This window comes from Acinetobacter sp. GWC1_38_13 (assembly GCF_001767535.1).
Lineage (GTDB): Bacteria > Pseudomonadota > Gammaproteobacteria > Pseudomonadales > Moraxellaceae > Acinetobacter > Acinetobacter junii.
The window spans coordinates 1-23,554 of the sequence record NZ_MELG01000016.1 but is presented as its reverse complement, the minus strand read 5'-3'; the positions used below and the strand labels follow the sequence as shown (position 1 = coordinate 23,554).

The 23,554-nt window shown below is 38.2% G+C and carries 20 protein-coding genes, 1 tRNA gene and 1 pseudogene; 9 read left to right on the top strand and 13 right to left on the bottom strand.

The features are described 5' to 3' along the window. Nucleotides 1-242 precede the first annotated feature (242 nt). Nucleotides 243-1,283: a molecular chaperone DnaJ gene (locus tag A2003_RS01565; RefSeq protein WP_087540593.1), complete on the bottom strand. Its 1,041-nt coding sequence runs from the start codon at nt 1,281-1,283 to the stop codon at nt 243-245. Nucleotides 1,284-1,651: 368 nt separating this feature from the next. Between A2003_RS01565 and A2003_RS01560 the strand changes: the two genes are divergently transcribed. From A2003_RS01560 to A2003_RS01550, 3 genes are all read left to right on the top strand, one after another. Further along, the gene (locus A2003_RS01560) at nt 1,652-2,839 is read left to right on the top strand and encodes an ammonium transporter (protein ID WP_004908475.1); all 1,188 of its coding nucleotides are present in this window, start codon (nt 1,652-1,654) and stop codon (nt 2,837-2,839) included. Between the two features lie 116 nt (nt 2,840-2,955). After that, nucleotides 2,956-3,672, top strand: coding sequence for a phosphatase PAP2 family protein (locus A2003_RS01555; protein ID WP_112986721.1), 717 nt, complete (start codon nt 2,956-2,958; stop codon nt 3,670-3,672). A 46-nt stretch (nt 3,673-3,718) separates the two neighbouring features. Further along, nucleotides 3,719-4,525 carry a serine/threonine protein kinase gene (locus A2003_RS01550; RefSeq protein WP_099949052.1) on the top strand — a complete coding sequence of 269 codons (807 nt, stop codon included), beginning with the start codon at nt 3,719-3,721 and terminating at the stop codon, nt 4,523-4,525. Nucleotides 4,526-4,536: 11 nt separating this feature from the next. Here the strand turns inward: A2003_RS01550 and A2003_RS01545 are convergent, their stop codons facing one another. The 5 genes from A2003_RS01545 to A2003_RS01525 all read right to left on the bottom strand — a co-directional run bounded on the left by A2003_RS01545 (nt 4,537) and on the right by A2003_RS01525 (nt 11,150). After that, entirely contained in the window at nt 4,537-5,871 is a 1,335-nt protein-coding gene (locus A2003_RS01545) for an ATP-binding protein (protein ID WP_112986723.1), read from the bottom strand. A gap of 5 nt (nt 5,872-5,876) precedes the next feature. Beyond that, the gene (locus tag A2003_RS01540) at nt 5,877-6,554 is read right to left on the bottom strand and encodes a response regulator transcription factor (protein ID WP_112986724.1); all 678 of its coding nucleotides are present in this window, start codon (nt 6,552-6,554) and stop codon (nt 5,877-5,879) included. A 13-nt stretch (nt 6,555-6,567) separates the two neighbouring features. Next, a complete protein-coding gene (locus A2003_RS01535; protein WP_112986725.1) occupies nt 6,568-8,205 on the bottom strand; it encodes a phosphoethanolamine transferase in 1,638 nt (545 codons plus the stop codon). 266 nt (nt 8,206-8,471) lie between these two features. Continuing rightward, entirely contained in the window at nt 8,472-9,578 is a 1,107-nt protein-coding gene (locus tag A2003_RS01530; protein ID WP_286686722.1) for a porin, read from the bottom strand. A gap of 312 nt (nt 9,579-9,890) precedes the next feature. Continuing rightward, nucleotides 9,891-11,150: an MFS transporter gene (locus tag A2003_RS01525; protein WP_112987150.1), complete on the bottom strand. Its 1,260-nt coding sequence runs from the start codon at nt 11,148-11,150 to the stop codon at nt 9,891-9,893. 144 nt (nt 11,151-11,294) lie between these two features. On the opposite strand from A2003_RS01525, the gene A2003_RS01520 reads away from it, so the two are divergent. The 4 genes from A2003_RS01520 to A2003_RS01505 all read left to right on the top strand — a co-directional run bounded on the left by A2003_RS01520 (nt 11,295) and on the right by A2003_RS01505 (nt 14,336). Further along, nucleotides 11,295-11,921: a lysophospholipid acyltransferase family protein gene (locus tag A2003_RS01520; RefSeq protein WP_004908496.1), complete on the top strand. Its 627-nt coding sequence runs from the start codon at nt 11,295-11,297 to the stop codon at nt 11,919-11,921. A 62-nt stretch (nt 11,922-11,983) separates the two neighbouring features. Beyond that, nucleotides 11,984-12,901: a patatin-like phospholipase family protein gene (locus tag A2003_RS01515; protein ID WP_112987149.1), complete on the top strand. Its 918-nt coding sequence runs from the start codon at nt 11,984-11,986 to the stop codon at nt 12,899-12,901. A gap of 106 nt (nt 12,902-13,007) precedes the next feature. Further along, nucleotides 13,008-13,469, top strand: a complete 462-nt coding sequence (locus tag A2003_RS01510) for an NfeD family protein (RefSeq protein WP_004908503.1) — start codon at nt 13,008-13,010, stop codon at nt 13,467-13,469. A gap of 18 nt (nt 13,470-13,487) precedes the next feature. Beyond that, entirely contained in the window at nt 13,488-14,336 is an 849-nt protein-coding gene (locus A2003_RS01505; protein WP_004908506.1) for an SPFH domain-containing protein, read from the top strand. A 69-nt stretch (nt 14,337-14,405) separates the two neighbouring features. Here A2003_RS01505 and A2003_RS01500 read toward each other — a convergent pair whose 3' ends face one another. From A2003_RS01500 to prpF, 3 genes are all read right to left on the bottom strand, one after another. Next, on the bottom strand, nt 14,406-14,717 hold the full coding sequence (locus tag A2003_RS01500; protein ID WP_004963712.1) for a DUF3817 domain-containing protein: 312 nt from the start codon (nt 14,715-14,717) through the stop codon (nt 14,406-14,408). A gap of 13 nt (nt 14,718-14,730) precedes the next feature. Continuing rightward, on the bottom strand, nt 14,731-15,642 hold the full coding sequence (locus A2003_RS01495) for a polyprenyl synthetase family protein (protein ID WP_112987148.1): 912 nt from the start codon (nt 15,640-15,642) through the stop codon (nt 14,731-14,733). A 156-nt stretch (nt 15,643-15,798) separates the two neighbouring features. After that, entirely contained in the window at nt 15,799-16,986 is a 1,188-nt protein-coding gene (gene prpF, locus A2003_RS01490) for a 2-methylaconitate cis-trans isomerase PrpF (protein ID WP_112987147.1), read from the bottom strand. A gap of 371 nt (nt 16,987-17,357) precedes the next feature. On the opposite strand from prpF, the gene A2003_RS01485 reads away from it, so the two are divergent. Then, nucleotides 17,358-18,716 carry an amino acid permease gene (locus tag A2003_RS01485; protein WP_112987146.1) on the top strand — a complete coding sequence of 453 codons (1,359 nt, stop codon included), beginning with the start codon at nt 17,358-17,360 and terminating at the stop codon, nt 18,714-18,716. 72 nt (nt 18,717-18,788) lie between these two features. After that, nucleotides 18,789-18,864: transfer RNA gene (locus A2003_RS01480), tRNA-Arg, on the top strand. A 213-nt stretch (nt 18,865-19,077) separates the two neighbouring features. Here A2003_RS01480 and A2003_RS01475 read toward each other — a convergent pair. The 4 genes and pseudogenes from A2003_RS01475 to A2003_RS01460 all read right to left on the bottom strand — a co-directional run. Further along, on the bottom strand, nt 19,078-19,887 hold the full coding sequence (locus A2003_RS01475) for a metal-dependent hydrolase (protein ID WP_171293871.1): 810 nt from the start codon (nt 19,885-19,887) through the stop codon (nt 19,078-19,080). Between the two features lie 383 nt (nt 19,888-20,270). Continuing rightward, nucleotides 20,271-21,683: a glutamine synthetase family protein gene (locus A2003_RS01470; protein ID WP_112987144.1), complete on the bottom strand. Its 1,413-nt coding sequence runs from the start codon at nt 21,681-21,683 to the stop codon at nt 20,271-20,273. A 147-nt stretch (nt 21,684-21,830) separates the two neighbouring features. Next, nucleotides 21,831-22,391: a phosphatase PAP2 family protein gene (locus tag A2003_RS01465; RefSeq protein WP_004963780.1), complete on the bottom strand. Its 561-nt coding sequence runs from the start codon at nt 22,389-22,391 to the stop codon at nt 21,831-21,833. Between the two features lie 195 nt (nt 22,392-22,586). Continuing rightward, a pseudogene (locus A2003_RS01460) lies at nt 22,587-23,554 on the bottom strand (porin); the annotation flags it as partial.

Here is a 23,554-nt window from a genome sequence, read left to right as displayed (position 1 = left end):
TAGACCAATGATCAAAAACTTCATTGATGACTTTATTCTCGATAAAAATCATCTGCTACCACAGAGAATCTATAAATAATAGTGCGTAAGTCCTAACTAATATGCTTCAACAGAATTATCCATTTTCTGCATTTTGGAAAACCTATGTTCGAAATGATCCCTTTTTATCTGAAATTTTAAAATAAGCACAAACCGTCTTTCCCTCCTTGTACTATAAGGTTAGAGAAAGACTCTTTTAAAAATCAAAGCACCCCATGCTCCAATAACATCTCCACCCCACTCACCTTTTTCATATGCTTTAAACGCTCTTTTTCCCACTTCAACTGCTGCTTTAACTCAGCACAGTCCGCATCTATCGCTTTATACACATCATTAATATGAAGATGCTCGGCTTTGACTTTCTTTGCTAACTGAAAAGAATCTAAAATTTCGTCAATTTGGCTTTCAAGCTGCTGACTTTGTGCATCCAACGCCAGTTTATAAAACTTTACTTGCTCCGTAGAAAGCTCTTTAGTTCCTACACCCTTATTTTGTTCAAGCTGTAATTGAAGTTTCAGTAAATAAAACAAATCCTGCAGTTCATAAGCCTGACTGGCTTGCTGAAACAATTCGGTTTTTTCCGCTTTCTTAGTTTCATCTTGCTCACGGTCAGGATGAATCATGGCAGCTATTTTTAAATACACCGTTTTAAGTGACTGTGCTGCTAGTTGCTCAGCTTGTTCACGTTTTTGTTGCTGTCGTAGCTGTTTGGCTTTTTCTCTTGCTTGTTGTTGTTCCGCCGCATATTGCTCAAAGTCGTCTTCTTGTTCACTCCTTTGTTCTGCATGTTGCTCGATGCTCTGCTCAGAGGATGCTTGATACTCGAAATTTTCTGACTGTACTTTTTTAAGCTTTTTAACAGATTGTTGAGTATGTTGCTGATAAACGGTGTCGATCTGCTGCACAAGAGTGAGCTGTTCTTCATTCAACATTTGTGAGCGTTTCAACATACGGGCAAGTTGTGCGATTTTTTCATCGAGTTGTTGTAAGTCGGTTTTGGAAAATGTATGCGATTGCAACAAGTGCCAAAGTTGCTCTAATTGTAGAAACAATACCTCGTGTAGTTCACGGTAGACTGGCATGAGCTTCTGTCGGGTATGCTGTTGAATCTCGTCTTGTGCATTTTTCCATGTGGCGAGACTGATTTTTTGCTGTTCAATTTGAGCAATTAATAGATTGAGTTTTTTCTGCTGTGCAGATGGTTCAGACCTTTGTTTGAAACTAACTTTGAGATCAAAGGACATATTCATCCACCTGAAAAATAAAAATTGTAGCAACAATCACTATTGGAAAGTAGCAGCTTGTCTTTTGCATGATGATTAGCAAGTAGAACGCCTCCACACTAAAATCAATTAATCAAATAACATCCGCTAAAATGCTGCTATTTAGGTCTACACCTTTAAATTTCTGTGCTATTTTTAATCAAAATGCACCACTTTTCATCAAAATTACAATTTAATTTCTAAATTGGTGCGTTTTTTGCTTATCAAAATACAGAGAAATGAGCATTTTAAGATTGCTCTAGTTTTAGATTTACTAAATCTATTTTGGTGCAAAAACGAATCAAATACTTGCACCAAAATAAAATTTAGCACTTTTTTTGAGCACCACTATGCAAAACGTAGATCTATTTTTCTTACTGCTCGGTGCAGTACTGGTTTTGGCAATGCACGCAGGCTTTGCATTTTTAGAGCTAGGCACCGTTCGTCACAAAAACCAAGTCAATGCACTCAGTAAAATTCTGACTGACTTTGCCATTTCCGCAATTGCCTACTTCTTTGTTGGTTATTGGATTGCCTATGGACAAAACTTTTTTCATGCAGGCGAAGTTTTAGCTGCTGATCATGGTTATAACCTGATGCGTTGCTTCTTTTTATTGACCTTTGCTGCAGCCATTCCAGCGATTGTCTCTGGGGGTATTGCTGAACGTGCCAAAATGCGTTCACAAGCGATCGCAACTTTACTTCTAGTTGCCCTGATCTACCCGTTCTTTGAGGGGATGATTTGGAATGGAAACTATGGTTTCCAAAAATGGCTTGAAAGCTCTTTTGGTGCAACTTTCCATGATTTCGCTGGTTCTGTGGTTGTACACGCGATGGGTGGGTGGATTGCCTTAGCTGCGGTGATCTTGTTAGGTGCGCGTAATGGTCGTTATAAAAATGACGGTCGTGTAAGTGCTCACCCTCCTTCATCTATTCCATTCCTTGCTTTAGGTTCATGGATTTTGATCGTAGGTTGGTTTGGCTTCAACGTAATGAGTGCTCAACGTGTTGATGCTATCTCTGGCTTAGTTGCGATCAACTCATTGATGGCGATGGTTGGCGGTACTTTGGCAGCTAACTTTATGGGTAAAAATGACCCAGGCTTCTTGCACAATGGTCCTTTAGCTGGTTTAGTGGCGATCTGTGCTGGTTCTGACATCGTGCATCCTATCGGTGCATTGGTTATTGGTGGAGCTGCTGGTGGCATGTTCGTTTATCTATTTACTTACACGCAAAACAAACTCAAAGTTGATGATGTCTTGGGGGTTTGGCCATTACATGGTGTCTGTGGTGCTTTTGGGGGTATTGCGGCAGGTATCTTTGGTCAGCAAGCGCTTGGCGGTTTGGGTGGAGTATCGATTATTTCTCAAATCATCGGGACTGGCTTAGGTGTTGCTATCGCATTGGTAGGTGGTTTTGTCGTATATGGCATTTTAAAAGTCACTATGGGCATCCGTTTATCTCAAGAAGATGAGTATCGTGGTGCTGACCTTTCGATTCATAAGATTTCAGCGAATTCTGAAGAATCAATGTTTTAAGTTTTAATGTTTTATGCGGCGGAAACGCCGCTTTTTTTTATGTCAATTTTAAGAGCTGTTTAAGATTAAAACAGTTTAATAAATCATAGATTGTTTACTTTTCGACGTTTAATCCTATGATTATTAAAACGCCATTTTTTCTGCTGACAAGTTTCTTACTTTTAATCAGTTTTTTTATTTTGTGGTGGGTCTTTCCTGTAGGGGGCAGCATAGACATGTACTTAATCCAACCTTGGGTGGGTACATTTGGTGATTTTGCGCTAAAAGGCGATTGGTATCTAGCAAAACTCAATCACACCTATGTCAAAAAGGTTTTAACGCTGGTCTACATTAGTTTTTTCTTATTATGGATAGCATCTTTCAAAGTTGAAAAACTCAAAGCAAAGCGCTGGAAATATGGCTATATGTTTTGGGTCAGCATGTTATGTACTTGTGTGATCGGGCTAATCAAAGCAAATGCTGCTCATGCTTGTCCTTGGGCGATGACGACTGCAACAACCACAGGCTTCACATGGAATTTTTCTGCTACAGCAGGACATTGTTTTCCTGGTGGACATGCTAGTACAGGCTTTGCACTGGTGACAGGTTATTTTGTCTATCGACTCGATGAACAAAAACGAGCATGGTTTTATCTATTTGCAGGTATCCTACTTGGTTTTGCGATGGGATGGGCACAGATGATGCGTGGTGCTCATTTTCTCAGCCATAATTTATGGACAGCGTGGATCTGCTTTGCAATCAATCTTGCTGTATATGCTTTAACCTACCAACGCCATCTCATACGCTCGAACATAATTGATACTCCGAAAGTTTTGCCTGATGTGGTAAAGTGATCACTCAAATACCCTTATACAATCACCTAATTATAGTTTGCTGCGAATGGATGACTTTCAGACTTTTTTAGACAATACCTTAAAAACCCAACAAGCATCTATTCAGGCTTATAAGCTCGATACTGGTAAAGTATGGTTAAAAAAAGCATCTGAACGTCATGGTCTATGGTTATATACGCCATTGAAATGGCTTGCCAAGATTTTCAATCTTGGCGCCATTATGCCTGTCCCGAATCAAGGTGGCGCGGCGGCGATTCGATGTGAATATCAGCGTATTCAACAGCTCAAACAACTTGGTGTATCAACACCTAATGTGCTTGCTCATTCTGACAAAGGGATTTTACTGGAAGATATTGGCGCTCAACATCAAAGTAAAGTTAAACAATTAGATCAAGCACTTGCATACTGCAAAGATGATTTAGCAGCTAAAACCACTTTATTTACCCAAGCGATTCAAGCAGTTCAATATGTTCATTTGCAAGGTGGTTATTTAAGCGAAGCTTTTGCACGTAATATTTTAGTGGATCAAGAAAGACATTTTAGTTTTATTGATTTCGAAACTGATCCTGCATCCGTGCTCAGCTTGCACGATTGTTTTGTCCGTGATTGGATTTTATATATTTTCTCGACGGCCTATCATTTCGAATTTGAACAGCTTAATGATGCAAGCTATATCCTTTACCAAGCTCTACTCGCTGAACCACAAGTGTATAAAGACATTTGTAAAGTTGGAAAACGCTTAAACTGGGTGCTCAGACTCAACGTAAACCGCGTCGGCAATGATGGTAAACGCATCCAAAAATGTGTGTTGTTTCTTCGTTATCTTCGAGAGCATGCAGAAAGCAATGCTTAAATCAAAGTGACTCAGTGATGATTTAAGATTTTAGGTAAGCGCACTAAAACGGATAAGCCACCCAAATCAATACTACGAGACAGTTGCAGCGTACCGCCTAAACGTTGAATAGCTTTATCAACAATGGAAAGTCCTAAGCCGCTGCCCACTTCTAGGTGGTGATGCACACGATAGAAACGTTTTAATACTTTATCGTAGTTTTCAGGGTCGATGCCAGCACCACTGTCTTCAATTTGCACACATGCAAAATTGTCTTGGTCACTATAGACTGAAATATTAATGATGCCTTGATTAGGCGTATACTTAATCGCATTATCGATCAGGTTAAAAATAATCGAATGAATAGTTGACTCCAAACTATTCATTTCAATCACATCATTACGCTCAAAACCCAAATCTATTTCTTTTTGCATGGCTAAGTTGACTAATTGCTCGACGCAATTGAGTGCAACATCATTAAGGCGAAACTCCGTATTTGGCTCAATCAAATTTAAACCTACATCTTGTTTAGCCAATGCCAGTAATTGAGTCACCAGATGCTGAATCCTCGCCAATCCTTTACTTAGATTAATTAAAGCTTCGTGCTCAGGGAATTGACTCATTAAAATTTTGGTTTGTAGATTTAATGCCGTTACAGGTGTTCTGAGTTCATGTGCAGCATCTGCAATAAATTGCTTTTGTTCAGCCTGTGCCTGTTGGATTCGTCCAAACAAATGATTCATTTCTTCAATAGTTGGAATTAACTCTTGCGGATAATCTTGGCTATCAATCGGTGCTAAGCCATCCGAATCTCGACTGCGCAATTCAGCCTTGAAGTCTTCTAAAGGTTTTAAACTGAGACTAATAATGAATGCTAAGATAATAATTGCAAAAGGCAGTAACAGCACATATGGCACAAACATACTACCTGCCAACTCCCAAGCGAAGTTCTTGCGTACCTGCTCTTGTTGGCTCACTTGAATTTGATAATCTTTTAACGGGATGACATAAACACGCCATTTTCCTTGTGGTGTTTCTTGCGTGTAAAAACCTGCTTGCTTCACTGGTGGGATCAATAGATGCGTTTGATGCCATAAGTGACTTTGATCTTTGTAGGCCCAAATATCAACCAGCAAATCTTCCTCGTGATAAGTCCGATGCAATTCGATTTTACTGGTGATGGTGGTTAAAGGCTGAGTAGTAGACCGTTCAGCCATATATTGCATTTGCGTATCGAGGATCTCATCAACTTCATGCAAAGCGATCTTATAAGCGGTGAAAATCAATAAACATCCAAGCAATAAACTAAAAACTGATGTCCCCCAGATTAATCTTTTCTTGAGGGAATATTGCTTGGATAACTTCATAATACTTATGCTTGTCCTAATCTATAGCCCAATCCACGAATAGTACGAATAAAGTCTTTACCCAACTTTGCTCGTAAATGATGGACATAGACTTCAATGGTATTACTCGTGACTTCACTGTCAAAATCATACAACTTATCTTCTAGATTTGCTTTAGAAAAAATCTTGTTGGGATGACTGACTAATGGAATCAAAATCGCCCACTCACGATTGGATAATTCAATCTGCTGCCCTTTAAAGGTCGCTAAATGTTGTTCGACATCTAGAACTAGATCACCACTTTTGAGCAATTGGGTTTGTTGTTTATATTGTGCATTCTCAGTACCGCCACGTCGTAACAAAGCATGAATACGTGCGAGTAATTCGTCGAACTCATAAGGTTTAATCAAATAATCGTCAGCACCTTGATTCAGTCCATCCACTCGATTTTGGAGTTGATCACGCGCCGAGATAATTAAAACAGGTATAGAAGATCGCTGACGAATCTGTCTTAAGATTTGCATGCCATCCATCAGAGGCAATCCTAGATCTAGCAGTACTAAGTCAAATGGTTGTTTGGTCAACATCGTTAAACCATCCACACCATTATTGACCCACTCCACTTCAAACTGATGATAGCGCAATAGAGTCAAGGTTGACTCTGCGATCATAAAGTCATCTTCGATCATCAAGATTTTAGTCATGATTTCCTCATTCTTAGGAATTTGAACATGCAGACAGCATGTCATTTTGTGGCTCAATTACTTTCGTTTTGACATTCAGCAAGCTCAATAAAGTCGGGAATAAATTGTCTTGGCTTAATGCTTCAGTTTTTTGCTGTGTTAAACACTGTACTTGACGATTGGCTTGTTGCTTCCACGCATCAGAGAACCACATCAACATCGGTACATGTGTTTGCTGACTTGGTGCAATCGCATATGGTGCGCCATGTAGATACATACCACTTTCACCTGTTGATTCACCATGATCTGATAAATACCACAAACCTGTCTCATACTGCGTTGTATTTTTTAATGTTTCAATCAATGAATCTAACACATAGTCAGTGTACAACAAGGTATTGTCATAACTATTAATCAGTGCATCTTGACTACATCCTTGGATGGCATTGGTATCACAAGTTGGTTTAAAGACTTTGAACTGCGGCGGAACACGTTTGTAATACGCAGGTCCATGACTACCCATTTGATGTAAAACGATCAATCGAGGTTGCGTGTCATTTTTAGGAATAGTTGCGATATATGTTTTCAAACTATCAATTAAAAGATCATCAAAACATTCACCTTCTTCACACCATTTCTGCTGGATAGGTTCAGGTATTTTAAACTGCTCAACGCGGTCACAAGCGCCCTTGCATCCAGAGTTATTATCAATCCAAGTGACTTTATAGCCAGCACGTTGTGCGATATCAAGTAAACCTTCTCGATGACTTGCAAGCCCTTCATCATAATCTTTACGAGGCATACCAGAGAACATACATGGCACTGAAACAGCCGTTGCTGTACCACATGAACTTACTTGAGAGAAGTTAATAATGTCTTGTTTTGATAATTTCGGGTTAGTATTTTTCGCATAACCATTTAAAGAAAAGTTTTCAGCACGAGCTGTCTCACCTACCACCAAAACCATCAATTTCGGACGAGCAGAATTTTCTTTTACAAGTTTTGCATCAGTCCCATAAGTGACCAATGGTAAATTTTCTTTAGGTGCTTTCTTTTTATAATAAGACACAAAAGAAGCAATCATATTTTGTGGAGAGATCATCCCTTTTAAATCACGATTTTCACGAAAGATTGCTGCAAAATCCACGTAAAATATGAACAACAACCCACCCACCATCGCTAGTGATACAATCGTCGCCATGACCTTTTTCAACAACTGCTTCAAGATCGGTTCAGATTTCAGTTTTACGATCAATATAGCAATAATCGGTAATACGGTCATGCCCAGTGTCCAAGTGATCAAATGTATGGACCACGTATCTCTTGCTTCAGCGATATCTGTTTGCATCAAATTCTGAATCTGATCAGAAGTGATTAACACCCCTAATGTGCTGACAGCATATGAAGCAAATCCACCAATAAATACCATGGCGATTGCAACAGGCTTGGCTGTCCATTTCCAGTTCAAAAGTTGAAAAAGAAAGAAATAGGCTGATACAACGACTACAGCTGAAGCGGCTACGAATAACCCTGCTTTAATACCTGTATAAGGTGTAAGCGACTGAAGCTTTTCATAAAAGGCAAAATTTAAGAAAAGTCCTAACCAAATTGAAAGCAATAGGTTAAACGTGAGTAGCGAAATAGGCTTTGCCCTTAGTTTTTTCAGCAGCATAGTCATCGTCACAATCGAAGAGATAATTTTGTATGCGACAAAGATAGAAGCTGAAACTTAAAAATCACTTAAAGCAACATGACTCATGCAAAAAACGCAGAATTTAACTTATAAAAATAACAATATTTATCATACAGATAAGAATTAATTAGAGTTAATAATAATCATTATTAAAAACCATATATTATATTTAAAATAAATGTCATTTGAGCCAATAAAAAAAACACCCAATAAGAACCTTATGGGTGTTTTTAGAATTACATGGCTTAGAATTTGAATTCTAAACCTATGCCGCCTACAGGTTGCTTGTCTTTTTTGTCCGCTTGCTCAAGCGTTAAATAACCAGCATAACCATAGGTTTTTACTTGCTTACTAAATGCGTAATCCGCACCTGCGATGACTTGTTTAGCTTTGAAGTCTGCACTGTTGTCTTTGAAACTGGTATCGTTTTGGCTGTATTGAGCTTTCACTGTCCAGTTTTTAGACTGTGGAATGTTATATTCAGCACCGACTAACCAACCTTGTGCATCATCAATATTTGCTGAACCAACTTCATTGCCTGACACAGCTTCAACTTCAGAACTTTGATACAATGCTTTAAGTGCTAGGCCTTCGATTGGATTTAATCGACCAATCGCACGAACTGTATTCGCTGCCGCAAAAACAGAGCCAATATCATTCTCTGGTTCTGAAGCATTTAAAATACCTTTGCCTAAAAATGTGCTTGGGATCGCTTTGTCATAACCGAGACCCGCAACAAAAAGTGGGTTTTCATAAGTTACCGAAGCAGACCACGCATCACCTAACCCACCACCTGAAACTTTAGCACCACCATTGCTTTGCTTAATCCCAGTCGCCTCACCTGTTGCCAGTAAAGCATTAAATTTAAATGCACCATCAAGAACTTTGACTGCAGGTGACTCATAGATCACTACATTATCAATACGGTTTTCGCCAGTAAAAATCCCTGTTACATCTGCTTTGTTAGCAACATAGTTGTTGAAGGTATCTACAACACTTGAGAGTTGCTTGACTGGTGTATCATGTTCACCAATTTTAACTGTACCCAACTTGCTGTCTTTTAAGCCAACAAAACGGTTACGTTGAGTCCAATCACTGCTGTCACCATCTGCACTGAATCCCCATTCAGCAGCATAAACAGCACTTAAACGCTCTGTTAATTTCTCATCACCTTTGAATCCGATAAAGGTGATGTTCGAACTAATTTCCCAAACATCTTTGTTTGATTTTGTCGCATTTTTTTCTGGTAAATAATCAACACTCGCGTCGATTTCACCGTAGATTGTTGGTGCTGCAAAAGTAGAGGTTGCAAGTAAACCTAATACTGCTGCTGTTACAATTTTGATTTTCATTTTTGCCATCCTAGTTAAATTTGTAACAAATCCTACACATTAACTTTATATGACAAAACGATTAAAATCTTATTTATTTATTCCATTTTCGACTAAAGTTTAATTTTTAGCCGAGACTAACACCTTATCTTTTTTATTATATCCACGCCAAAAAATATTTATTAGTCAGTGATTTACAATACTACCCATCATATTTTAAACTCAAGAAATAGAGCTAAAAAACAATTGAATGCAGGGATACATTTATCGAAAAGCCTTAGATTCTCACATTGAAATATTACAGTTTAATATCCAAGCTTTATAAATTTGTAATCAACCTTGATTAATATTTACATATTTCTTCCAATTAAAAATTGGTAGCAAACAAATGAATGATATTAGAAAAATTACAGACAAATAATAGTAATATCCAAGCAAATCACCAAGTAATCCACTTAGTAAATATAATAAACCACTGACTGTCGCCATAACTGAAACCTGCAAAGTAAAGTCAGTTCCCGCAAAGTGTTTACGGCTGTAGTTCATAATTAAGCTGAGCATGACCACCAACAACATCGCGGAACATGCATCTTCAAAGGCATTGATTACATATATTATAGAAGAATCAATTTTTTTATGATGTTCAAATACATAACCCAAATAAACATAGAAAAATAGACTTAGAATTTTTAACATAGAAAATATAATCAAGGCATAAGCCTTAGACAGATATTTCAACAACACCCCTGCAATTGCTGCACCTAACAATGCAGCCACAGCACCTAAAATTGTAATATAAAGTCCAATTTGAGAAAAAGTTAAACCTAAATCAACAGCAAGTGGTTTTAATATAGGCCCTGTCAATCCATCAACAATCTTAAAAGTGATTAATACTAGCAACCATGCTTTTAACTGTGGAGACGAGCTAAAATAATGAAGATATTGTTTAATCGAATTAATTTTTGAATGATTTGAGCTGTTATTTGAACTTATCGATTTAATTCGTTCAGGTTCTTTATGAAATAAAATAGGAATGGTATTCAGGAATACTAAAACCGCCAACAATAAAAATGTTTTTTGCCAATATAACCAATCCAAGCACCAAAGTACGACACCTCCACCGACGATAAACCCTAACCGAGAACCAATCACTTGAAAGGTATTACCCCAGTGTAATTGATCATTTTTAAGTAAATTAACAGCTAAAGCATCCGTCGCAATATCTTGTGTCGCACCTGTAAGATTTATACATAACAGCAAAGTAAAGAAGATTAATAAATACAGAGGTTGATCAAGTGCATGAATCGGAAAAAAGGACAATATCACCAAAATAACAACACTAGCGAATTGAGTAGGAATAATCCAACTGCGATAGTGACCTAAATTCGAGATTGCATAACGATCAACATATGCAGCCCAAAAGATTTTGATCGACCACGGCAACATCAATAATCCAAAACCGCCAATATGTGCCAGAGATACACCTTGAGATCTTAAAATCACAGGTAAAGCATGTGTCATAAAACCGACAGGTAATCCTTGTGCCCAATACAACGAAAATAGCAATAAATAGATTTGACGAAGATTAGGCATGTAAGGCTGTTCCTAAAGTATTTCTTTGTAACTTCAACTATCTAATCCTCTCAAAACCACCACATTAAAATCTCATTTTTTGCCAATGCGATGCAGATAGTGAGAGTTTAAGATGATTAAAGTTGTCATTATTTTTCTGAACCTATGTCACAACATTTTCCTGAATTACCGCCTCTAGTACCACAAAGAGGAACCAGTTATAGCCGTGCATTGTGTAAGAAACTCTTTCTAAGTCAAGGTTGGAAAGTGGTTGGTGAAATTCCAAACTTACCCAAAGCAGTCGCTATTATCTCACCACATACGTCTAATATTGATGGCTGGTACGGTTTTCTTGCGATTGGCGGTTTGGGGCTCAAGATTACGGTTCTAGGCAAAGATACACTATTTAAGCCTCCATTTAAGCCCCTTCTCAACTGGGCGGGATTAATCCCTGTGCATCGTGATAGTACCAATGGTTTGACTGAACAGGTCGTTGCGGAAATTCAAAAGTGCGATCGAATCTGGGTCGGAATGGCACCTGAAGGGACGCGTAAAAAAGCCGAAAAAATGAAAAGTGGTTTCTACCATATTGCACATGCAGCAGGTATTCCGATTGTGATGTTCTCTTTTGATTATGACCACAAAACGATTTACTGCTTAGGTGCCTTTACGCCAACAGGTCATTATCAACAAGATCTTGAAAAAATTATGGGTTTTTACCAAGGACATTTTTCTCCCAAAAATCCCAATTGGTTAGCAGAGCCATTACAAAAACTTGTGAAAAAAAACTAGAAAATCGAGGGCAAATCTGCTGAGATGTGCCCATCTTTTCGTCGATTTTATCTCCTTTTGATATGAAAATTGCTCAACTCTCCTGTTTAGCACTTGTTAGCTTAACATTATTTGGTTGTGATCAAGTTGCAAAAAAAACGCCTCCAACTTCAACCTTAAAAGCACGTGAGCCCGTGATTGCTTTAGCATTAGGCGGTGGCGGTGCTAAAGGCTTTTCACATATTGGCGTCATCAAAGTCCTTGAGTCACATGGCATTAAAGCTAAAATTGTGACCGGCACCAGTGCTGGCAGCTTTGTTGGTAGCATTTATGCAAGTGGGCAAACGCCTTATCAGATGCAAAGTCTTGCATTAAAACTGCAAGAATCTGACATCCGTGATCTCACCTTAAATAGCCAAGGTTTTATCATGGGGCAAAAACTTCAGAATTATGTCAACAGTCAAGTTGCCAACAAGCCGATTGAGAAATTCCCAATACGTTTTGCTGCTGTAGCAACTCGTTTAGACAACGGCAAGAAAGCTGAATTTATTAAAGGCAATGCAGGTCAAGCTGTACGTGCATCGTGTAGTATTCCAAATGTCTTTGTGCCAACGGTCATCGGTGGTACCAAATATGTCGACGGTGGTTTAGTCAGCCCTATTCCTGTAAAAACAGCGAAAGATATGGGTGCTGATATCATCATCGCGGTTGATATTTCTGCGCGTCCTATAGGTGATAAACCCATGAATATGTGGGGATTACTAGATCAGACGATTAATATCATGGGTCAGCAAAGTATTAACGAAGAACTTAATCAAGCTACTGTCGTGATTCAGCCGAAAGTCGGTCATCTCGGTGTACTTGATCTAAAATCAAGTAACCAAGCTATCTTAGAAGGTGAAAAGGCGGCTCAAGCCAAGATCACAGCGATCCGAGCTGCAATTACTAACTTCAAAAAATCCCCTGCAGCATTTAAACCTGCCCCTCGACCAAAATTCTAAAACACATTCATTATCTTTATATATTCATAAAGATAATCATCTGTTACAGTGCTAGAGGTGAATATTTTTTCACCTCTATTTACCGTTTAACGATACGAGCAAATCTATGGAATTTGTAGTTGAGCCTTGGCACTGGTTGGTATTAGGTATTTTGTTAATTCTTTCAGAATTGGTATTACCTGCATTTGCTGCACTATGGTTTGGTATAGCAGCAGTGATGGTGTGTATTTTACTTTGGCTTTTCCCAATGATGGGCTTTACCACTCAAGTGATCACTTGGGGGATTTTATCGATTTTATGTACGATTCTTTGGTTTAAATTTATAAAACCACTCTCAATTGATAAGACCAAAGCGGGTTTATCCCGTGAAGCAACCATTGGTCAAGTGGGGATGGTCATCCAAACTGGACTGGATCACAGTCAAATCGTGGTGCGTTTTCCAATGCCTGTACTCGGCTCTGATGAGTGGAACTGTCGAAGCACAGCTCCTGTAAAAGTCGGAGATCGTGTTCGTGTTATTGATATCATGGGTAATGATTTAGTTGTTCAACCGCATAGCACTTCATAAACATAAAGAGGGTTTCTAATGTCTGTCGGTACTATTGTTGTTTTAGCGCTCTTCGCTTTTGTTGGTATAACCATTTTTAAAGGGGTTCGAATTGTTCCCCAAGGTTATAAATGGATTGTTCAACGTCTTGGTAAATACCATACCACGTTGAATCCGGGTCTCAATTTTGTGATTCCATATGTAGATGAAGTTGCATATAAAATCACGACGAAAGATATTGTCTTAGATATTCCATCACAAGAAGTGATCACACGTGATAATGCAGTGTTAGTGATGAATGCCGTTGCTTATATCAATCTGACCACACCTGAAAAAGCCGTGTATGGTATCGAAAACTATACTTGGGCGATTCAAAATCTTGTACAAACTTCTCTGCGCTCGATCGTAGGTGAAATGGATTTGGATGATGCCTTGTCGTCACGTGATCATATCAAAGCGAAATTAAAGGCTGCTATTTCAGATGATATTTCTGATTGGGGGATTACACTTAAAACTGTAGAAATTCAAGATATTCAACCATCACATACGATGCAATCTGCAATGGAAGCACAGGCTGCAGCTGAACGTCAGCGTCGTGCAACTGTTACGAAAGCTGATGGTGAAAAACAAGCAGCGATTTTGGAAGCTGAAGGACGTCTCGAAGCCTCTCGTCGTGATGCAGAAGCTCAAGTTGTTCTTGCAGAAGCATCAGAGAAAGCAATTAATATGGTGACCAATGCTGTTGGCGACAAAGAAATTCCTGTTGCTTACCTATTGGGCGAACAATATGTAAAAGCTATGCAAGATATGGCGAAATCGAATAATGCAAAAACAGTGGTTTTACCAGCCGATGTTTTAAATACAATTCGTGGTCTTATGGGACGTTAATTGTTTTTAACGTTTTATTTGCAAAAAAAGCCATGATCATCATGGCTTTTTTTTGTACTTGAGTACATCTTACTCTGCAATCAACGTTGAATGATCTTTTTCGGCTAATTGCTTAACTTTACGATCAAAGATAAAAGGGCCAAATGGTAAAATGGCAGCAATCAAGCCCAAATTAAAGATTGACAGAGACCATTTCATTCGATGGCAAACAACTAAAAGCATCACAAGGAATAGTACAAATAAAACACCATGCCCCATCCCAATATATTTGACAAAAACAGGATTTCCCCAAATATACTTAATCGGCATGGCAACGCCGAGCAATAATAAAAATGAAATGCCTTCAAGCGTTCCCACAAACCGTAAAGCTTGTACGTTCATATACTTCCCCAAATTAATTTTTTCGATCTAATAAAAATTTAGAAATCTCAATCAACTCTTTGGCATTTTCACCAAAGTATTCTAATGCTTCAAATGCTTGATCATGTAAGGTTTGTGCAAAGGCTTGTGCTTGCTCTAACCCCATTAAAGCAGGATATGTTGATTTTTGGACTTGTTCATCTTTGCCTGCGGTTTTACCTAAGGTTTCAGTGCTCGCCGTAATATCCAAAATGTCATCCTGAACTTGGAAAGCTAAGCCAATGCTCTGACCAAACTGACGTAATTTTGGAATCGCCTGATCTGTGCCAGAGTAAATAGTCACAGCCCCCATCATGATGGCAGCCTGAATTAAAGCACCTGTCTTATTACGGTGAATATTTTCCAATTCATCTTGGGCAACATGCTTACCTTCAGCTTGAAGATCCAAAACCTGACCGCAAACCATCTTCGAACTTGCTGTAGCTAAGATTTGCATTTGCTTGAGAACAATAGCGGCATCTGTACCTTGTGCCTGATCGTCAAATAAACGACTGCCTAAAATCTCAAATGCCATCGATTGCAGAATATCACCTGCCAACAAAGCAGTATCTTCACCAAATGCAACATGACAAGTCGGTTGACCACGACGCAGTAAATCATTATCCATGCAAGGCAAATCATCATGTGCGAGTGAGTAGCAATGAATTAGTTCTACTGCGACAGCTGCACGACGTGCGGCAGCAAAGTTTTGGTTGGCTTGTAACGAAGCAGCCGCATAACATAAAGCTGGGCGGACTCTTTTACCACCAAGCATAACGGCATGGTGAACAGCTGCTTTGAGTGGTTCTGGGAGAGAAAATGCAGCCAATGCTGTCAATAAATCTTGTTGAATACGTTGTTGAGCTTGTTTTAAAACATCCGCATTAACTGGAGAAATAGACGACACAATTGCCTCGAAAAATGAATAAATGAAGAAGTGACAGCATCTGTCAGAATGGCAACATCATATCACTATTTATCCCGATAGATTATCTTTGTATTTTCAAGCTATACAAAATAAAAACACCTCCAAATGGAGGTGTTTAAAACAGATGAATACGGCTTAGAAGGTATCACCTGGTACACGAACCCAGCCTTCCATCAGAACACGTGCACTACGACTCATAATGGCTTTTTTCACAGCCCATTTTCCATCAATCAACTCAGCTTGAGCACCAACACGTAACGTGCCTGAAGGATGCCCAAAACGAACCGCTTCACGCTCACCACCACCAGCAGCTAAATTCACCAACGTACCAGGAATCGCAGCAGCAGTACCAATTGCAACTGCAGCAGTTCCCATCATGGCATGGTGAAGTTTACCCATAGATAATGCACGAACTAATAAGTCAACACCAGCAGCTTCAACTGTTTTACCACTTGATGATGTATAGGTTTTTGGTTGAGATACAAAAGCAATCTTTGGAGTATGCTGACGCGCAGCAGCTTCAGAGATATCTTTAATCAAACCCATTTGAACAGCACCATACGCACGGATTTTTTCAAAACGAGCTAGTGCTGCGGCATCACCATTAATATGATCTTGTAATTCAGTACCTTGATAACCAATCGCTTCTGCATTTAAGAAAATAGTTGGAATACCTGCATTAATGAAAGTTGCATGGAAAGTACCGATCTCAGGTACCACCAATTCATCAACAACATTTCCTGTAGGGAACATATCCCCACCTTCATCACCATCATCAGCAGGATCTAAAAATTCGATTTGAACTTCTGCTGCAGGGAAAGTGACACCATCTAATTCAAAATCACCTGTTTCTTGAACTTGACCATTGGTCACTGGTACGTGCGCAATAATAGTTTTTTGAATATTCTTCTGCCAAATGCGAACTGTGCAAATTCCATTTTCAGGAATACGAGCTGCATCCACCAAACCATTTGAAATTGCAAAAGAACCTACAGCAGCAGTGAGGTTTCCACAGTTACCACTCCAATCTACAAAAGGCTGGTCGATTGAAACCTGTCCAAATAAATAATCAACATCATGTTCAGGCTGTGTACTTTTAGCCAAAATTACCGTTTTACTGGTACTTGAGGTCGCCCCTCCCATACCATCGATTTGTTTACCGTATGGGTCAGGACTACCAATCACACGGAGAAGAAGTTGATCACGTGCTTTGCCTGCTACTTGTGCCGCTTCAGGTAAATCATCAAGTTTGAAAAAAACACCCTTACTTGTGCCACCACGCATATATGTTGCAGGGACTTTGATTTGCGGTACTGAGCTCATGTCAATTTCATCCTTTTATCATGTTCTTGGTGCAAGTAAATCTTGAGTCTAAAATTACTTCACAGCAATAAAATATGCCATACGACCAATTGCTTTTCGGTCAATTGTTATGGGTAAAATGTGCTCACTATATTGAGTATTTTTGTACAAATTAACAATGGCATCGAAACATTTATACGCGGTTTAAAAATCAAGTGCCCGATTTAAATGATCAGAAAACAAACTTCACTTAGTTTACTATTCACCCAAATATAAGATTTTAAATGAATTTTAAAAACAACTTTCCAGTCATAGCCCGCCTGTACTTTTACTAGTCGAAAATCATTCAATCTATTAGAATAATCCACTTATTCCTCGTCGAGCTCAGTCCTTTGAACAACGATTCTTCTAAACTTCAGCGTGGACTAAAAAACCGCCATATCCAACTCATCGCGATGGGTGGGGCTATTGGTACGGGCTTATTTTTAGGTTCTGCGCAAGTCATCCAGTCTGCTGGACCATCTATTATTTTGGGTTATGCGATTGGCGGTTTGATTGCTTTTTTAATCATGCGTCAACTCGGTGAAATGATCGTAGAAGAACCTGTAGCAGGTTCATTTAGTCATTTTGCATATCAATATTGGGGTAAATTTCCAGGCTTTTTATCAGGTTGGAATTATTGGATATTGTATATCCTCGTTGCGATGAGTGAGCTCACGGCAGTCGCAAAATATATCAATTACTGGTGGCCTCATATTGCTACATGGCAGTCAGTTTTATTCTTCTTTGTGATTATTACAGCGATCAATCTCACCAATGTAAAATTCTATGGTGAGTCAGAATTTTGGTTAGCCATTATTAAAGTCACCGCTGTTGTAGCGATGATTTTATTTGGTCTGTTCTTGCTGTTCACTGCGGATGCCAACTCTACGGCTTCATTTACCAACCTTTGGAGTCATGGTGGATTCTTCCCGAATGGGTTTGAAGGTCTATTCTTCATGCTGGCATTCTTGATGTTTGCATTTGGTGGTATTGAATTAATCGGTATGGCAGCGGCTGAAGCCAATGATCCAAAGAAAACGATTCCTAAAGCGATCAACCAAGTTGTGTTCCGTATTCTGATTTTCTACATCGGTTCACTCACAATTTTATTATCACTTGTGCCTTGGAATCAGCTTGATTTAGGTGGCTTAGATAAAAGCCCATTTGTAATGATTTTCAGTCAAATGGGAATTGGTTGGGCTGCTCACCTACTTAACTTCATTATCTTAACCGCAGCATTATCTGTATATAACAGTGGTATGTATGCAAACAGCCGCATGTTGTTTGGTTTAGCTGAACAAGGTAATGCACCTAAAGTATTTGCTAAAGTGAATAAACAAGGTGTTCCTGTTCCAGCCGTATTGCTTTCAGCATTGCTCATCTTCGGATGTGTACTTTTAAACTACTTCGTACCAGAAGATGCCTTAGGTCATTTGATGTATGTGGTTGTGGGTGCTTTAGTTTTAAACTGGGCAATGATCAGTTTGACGCATTTGAAATTTAAAGCGATGGTCAAACAAAAAGCATTAACAACGAGCTTCCCTGCTTTATGGTCACCATTCAGCAATTATCTTGTACTCGCATTTATTGCGGTTGTACTTTACATCATGTGGCAGCAAGGTTTTAAAGAATCTGTGCTCATGATTCCTATTTGGATCGTTCTAATGTTTGTGCTCTATCGTGTTTTAAATTTGAAAAATAAGAGCTAAATACAGCTAGTCGGTTTAATCAAAAAGTGATTGCTAAGGCAATCACTTTTTTGTTTATAATCATTTAATTATGCGCTCATAGCTTAACTGGATAGAGCAGTTGCCTCCTAAGCGACCGACGTGGGTTCGAGTCCCGCTGAGCGCACCATTTAGCTGTTGAAGTCAATATTTTTTAATATGGTCTACGCCAGTGATATAGAAATTCATACCCTGCATAAAAAGATCAACTTGTATATTGAAGTAAAAGTTGATAAATCATTTAAGCTTTTTAAAATCAAAAATAGATGCGCATTTTTATGCCGTAAATTATTTACCAAGCAAACGCTAAAAAATACAGTACTTTTAAATCCCAATCATTAAATTAGCTAGCTAATAAAGCTCTCGCTTTGATCAATAAATCCTGCTGATCAATCTCAGATGGATGAAAACTTGCTTTATAAAATGCTAAATAGTCAGGTAATAAACGCCACATCATGTGGACAAGACCCATAAGTGTTTGTGTGTTCTTGAACAGCTGCTTCGGTGAATATAAGGTATTCTTTCGATCTTGCCAGACTAAATGACCTGTCATTATGATCGTGCTACTGATGAATCCCACCGTAATTGTTCGCATACTTCTACGGCGTTGAGCTAAGTTGGCAAAGACTTGCTGATATACATCAAATGCCACATGCTTATGTTCGATTTCTTCAACAGCATGCCAAAGCCAAAGATTCTTCATATTTTCAGATAAGCCTTTAAACATAATATTTGGATATTCAAGCATATAACCTGCCATCATCGCCGTAAAATGCTCAAGTGCAACTGTAGCAGCCAATTGACGGCGCTGACTTAAAGTTCTTAGGCGGATCATTTCCTGCTCATAAGCCTTTTCAAACTTTTTTAGATGATAATCATTGCTTTGCACCAGTTGATTAAACTGCTCATGTGCTCGCGCATGATGCGCCTCTTGCCCAATAAAACCTGAGATATCTTTTTGTAGCTGTTCATCATGGATTTGATCACGCACATTTCGGACGGTTTCTACAAAAAAGCGTTCACCCTGTGGGAAGCTCATGGACAGAGCTGTGAGAAAATGTGACATGAAAGTAGATTCAGTGTATTGCGTGGTAATTTTTTCGGCTTTGAATTGCGTTTGGCGCACTGTAATTGTATTCACATCATTTGACATCATCGCTCTCTTCACCCATAACATTTCTGTAAGCAAACACTAAATCACATTAACAACTCTTATGACTTACATCTCTTATTGATCTACAACTTCAATCAAAACATTAGCTCAACTATTTGAAATTAAATAGAGGCTATATAAAGTTCCAAATTAGAACCAATGATTAAATTATAGCCTCTTCTGAATGCTGTCAATTTGTTTTTCATATACCAGTGTTATTTGTCCTATAAAGACTTGTTATGTCCTTCGATGCGTTATGCCTTCAAATTCATAGAGTTTTGAGCCTATATTTAACTCATTACAAAGCTATGCCTAAATAAATGCTTTTCAAATTAAAGCATTTAGCAGCCTTTTTTGAGTCCGACATCAAAATATGTGATGTCTTAGATATCCCAATTTTTTTCAATAGCAGTGATCTGACTCAAGACATGCTGATACTCTGCCTGTTTAACAGTACACCACAATGCAACAAAATCTTGATTTAAATATTCACTCATCCAATAATTAGCTTTAAATCTCTTCAATGCATCCATTTGTTCTGTCGGAAGAAAATAATGTTCACCAATCTGCTTAGATTGATTCACTGATTTGGGAATTGCTGATATGTGAGTCAAGCCATGCAGCGTTCCCATTAATATGATGGCGACTGCCAAATATGGATTACAATCGGCTCCAGCTACTCGATATTCGATTCTTTGATTTTCTGAATCCGAACATGGAATGCGCAGTGCGACATTACGATTATTCCAACCCCAGTTTGCTTCCAAAGGGACATGCTGACCTAACTTAAATCGGCGATATGAATTGAAATTAGGGGCTAAGATCGCCATAGAATCTGGCATAAAATGAATCAATCCACTGATTACATTTAATAATGGCTTTGCAAAGTCACGTTCAGAACAGCTAAAAATATTATGTTTGTTAGCATCAAGTAGACTCATATGAAAATGCATTCCACTCCCTGCTTTATGCAAATCTGGTTTTGCTAAAAAATTAGCTTTAAAGCCATGTTTATTTGCAACTTGTTTAATACTCCGTTTTAACATCAAGATTTGGTCACAGAGCTTCAAAATATCAGTTCCATGCGGCAGATTAATTTCATACTGATCTGACGATGACTCAGAAACGATTCCAGTGATATGTATTCCCTGTATTTCAGCAATCGTTTCTATTTCATCCAACACTGCTTGGATATCAGCATGTGGGTTTAAATCAAAACATTGTTTAGGGATGGCTGACTTTTGGCTCTCTTGGGATAAAGGCTGTAAGTAAAACTCAAGCTCAGCAGCGATACATGGAAAATAATCTAACAGATGTAATCGATTCAGCAATTTATTTAAAATATTGCGCGGTTCATAACGACAAGCTTGTAAATTATTTTCTTTCATCGTTAAAAGTAACTGAGCATTGATATGTGGATCTATAGGATTGGGACGTAATGACCCCAACACAGGTACACATAAATAATCTGGTTCACCGACAAACTTGCCTAGTCCAGTTTCCTCAACAACATTTCCATCCAAACTCATGGCGTAAATAGACAGCGGTAGATAACAACCCTTATCTAAGCTTTTGAGACAACTGATATCTATCCTTTTGCCTCGTAAATGCCCATTGAGATCATAAAGGAAAATATCGATGTGCTTAGTATTAGGATAAGTATCTAAATAGCTATCCACTTCATTGAGGAAGCGGTGATTATGAATGGAGTCATTAACCCTACTGCGTGCAATTAAGGGTTGAAGATTATTATTAATTTTAGTCGCAGAATTTATCTCAGCTAATGCTGCACTCATGGCTATAGACCTAAGTTATTTCGATCTAATCAGCTTAGTGAATGCAACAAAAGTTGTAACGTAAAGACTTTATAAATTATTTTACCTATCCAGTAAAAAAATCATAAATTCAAAAAGATAAAATGCATATTAAATCGCATTTTCTATTTAATCAAACAACTGCTGTAGCCTCATTCGTCTTATACGCAAGCTCATTTCTTTCAACATATAGTTGCTAAAAACAACCAGTAAAAAGCCGATTAAAAACGAACCAACCACATCAAATGGAAAATGAACTCCGACATAAATTCTAGATAAACCAACAACCAGACTGACGAACAAGCCAATAATTCCAATTGTCTTAAATCCAGCAAGTAGATAAGCAAATGCAATAATGACAACGGTTAGCGTATGCTGACTAGGAAAAGATGAACTCAGACCATGCCCAATCAACTTATGTCCCAAATCCAACTGAAATGGACGAGGATGATGATAAAAATATTCGATTAAGTCACTTAATATCAAAGAGATAAGCACTATAAATAAGGTTTTAGCAAAGATTAGATGATGTGTTTTCCATTTTAGAACCAACATCAGAACCAGCAAACTGATAAAAACAGTATTTAGATCATCCGCTAAAAAAACTGCGATCTTGTCTATGATAGGGAATTGGGTCGCTAGTGAATTGATACTATGAAACAAATAAATATTTGTTTCCTCAAAGATCATATTATGTTTATCCACGGTCTTGATATCTATCACAAAGAAACTCGTTTTAATGTAGGCAAGTAAGATGAAAGAATGATGAAATCATTATACTTTACTATTCACATTATTATTGATATCAAAAACTTACTTTTGTAACTGAGAATTATTCTTGCAAATAGAAGCATTTAGAACTATTTGCAAGAATGTCTTATCGATTTAAAATTTAAATTCTAAGCCAGTACCCACAACAGGTTGCTTATCCTTAGCATCAGCCTGTTCAAAAGTTGAATAACCTGTATATCCGTAGACTTTAACTTGTTTGTTGAAAGCATAATCTAAACCCAACAATATTTGCTGAGCATCAAAATCTGCCTGTTCTGTTTTAAATGAAGTCGAATTCTGACTGTACTGAGCTTTGACTGTCCAATTGGCATAATTTGGTACTTTGTACTCAGCACCAATCAACCAACCATTAGAATCATCAATATTTGCAGCAGCTTCATCATTTCCAAGTTTATTTTCAACCTCAGAAGTTTGATAAAGCGCTTTGATCATCAATCCCTCAACAGGTGTGATTCGACCAATCAATCGCAATGTATTTCCCGCTGCAAAAACCTCATCTACATTGGTTTCTGTATCTTTTGCATTTAATAAACCGTGTCCCAAAAAATCACTTGGAATAGCTTTGTCATAACCAACGCCAAGTAAAAAATAATGGATGGGTATAACTCAAAGAAGCAGACCATGCATCCCCTAATCCACGTCCAGCCGTATTTACACCACCGCGTTTATCATCTTCAATACCTCGACTCTCGCCAGTAGCCAACAAAACACTGGCTTCAATATTACCGCCTTGAAAAGCAAGCTCTGGAGAGTCGTACACCACCACATTATTGACACGATTTTCTCCTGTCATAATGCCTGTGATATCGGCTTTATTACTTATATAGTTATTAAAACTATCGACAGGACTAGATAACTCTTTGAGCGGAGTATTATGTTTACCGACTTTGATAGTTCCTAAATGCTGATCTTTTAAACCAATATAACGATTTCTTTGAGACCAATCATTCTTGTCGCCATCAGCATAAAATGCCCACTCTGCTAAATAGACAGCGCTCAAACGATCAGATAATTTTTCTTCGCCTTTAATGCCTAAAAATGAACTATTGCTATTAATTTTC

Coding starts and splice junctions, on each gene's coding strand:
- A2003_RS01565 (WP_087540593.1), bottom strand. CDS start 1,283: ATGTCCTTTGATCTCAAAGTTAGTTTCAAACAAAGGTCTGAACCATCT.
- A2003_RS01560 (WP_004908475.1), top strand. CDS start 1,652: ATGCAAAACGTAGATCTATTTTTCTTACTGCTCGGTGCAGTACTGGTT.
- A2003_RS01555 (WP_112986721.1), top strand. CDS start 2,956: ATGATTATTAAAACGCCATTTTTTCTGCTGACAAGTTTCTTACTTTTA.
- A2003_RS01550 (WP_099949052.1), top strand. CDS start 3,719: ATGGATGACTTTCAGACTTTTTTAGACAATACCTTAAAAACCCAACAA.
- A2003_RS01545 (WP_112986723.1), bottom strand. CDS start 5,871: ATGAAGTTATCCAAGCAATATTCCCTCAAGAAAAGATTAATCTGGGGG.
- A2003_RS01540 (WP_112986724.1), bottom strand. CDS start 6,554: ATGACTAAAATCTTGATGATCGAAGATGACTTTATGATCGCAGAGTCA.
- A2003_RS01535 (WP_112986725.1), bottom strand. CDS start 8,205: ATGCTGCTGAAAAAACTAAGGGCAAAGCCTATTTCGCTACTCACGTTT.
- A2003_RS01530 (WP_286686722.1), bottom strand. CDS start 9,578: ATGAAAATCAAAATTGTAACAGCAGCAGTATTAGGTTTACTTGCAACC.
- A2003_RS01525 (WP_112987150.1), bottom strand. CDS start 11,150: ATGCCTAATCTTCGTCAAATCTATTTATTGCTATTTTCGTTGTATTGG.
- A2003_RS01520 (WP_004908496.1), top strand. CDS start 11,295: ATGTCACAACATTTTCCTGAATTACCGCCTCTAGTACCACAAAGAGGA.
- A2003_RS01515 (WP_112987149.1), top strand. CDS start 11,984: ATGAAAATTGCTCAACTCTCCTGTTTAGCACTTGTTAGCTTAACATTA.
- A2003_RS01510 (WP_004908503.1), top strand. CDS start 13,008: ATGGAATTTGTAGTTGAGCCTTGGCACTGGTTGGTATTAGGTATTTTG.
- A2003_RS01505 (WP_004908506.1), top strand. CDS start 13,488: ATGTCTGTCGGTACTATTGTTGTTTTAGCGCTCTTCGCTTTTGTTGGT.
- A2003_RS01500 (WP_004963712.1), bottom strand. CDS start 14,717: ATGAACGTACAAGCTTTACGGTTTGTGGGAACGCTTGAAGGCATTTCA.
- prpF (WP_112987147.1), bottom strand. CDS start 16,986: ATGAGCTCAGTACCGCAAATCAAAGTCCCTGCAACATATATGCGTGGT.
- A2003_RS01475 (WP_171293871.1), bottom strand. CDS start 19,887: ATGTCAAATGATGTGAATACAATTACAGTGCGCCAAACGCAATTCAAA.
- A2003_RS01470 (WP_112987144.1), bottom strand. CDS start 21,683: ATGAGTGCAGCATTAGCTGAGATAAATTCTGCGACTAAAATTAATAAT.
- A2003_RS01465 (WP_004963780.1), bottom strand. CDS start 22,391: ATGATCTTTGAGGAAACAAATATTTATTTGTTTCATAGTATCAATTCA.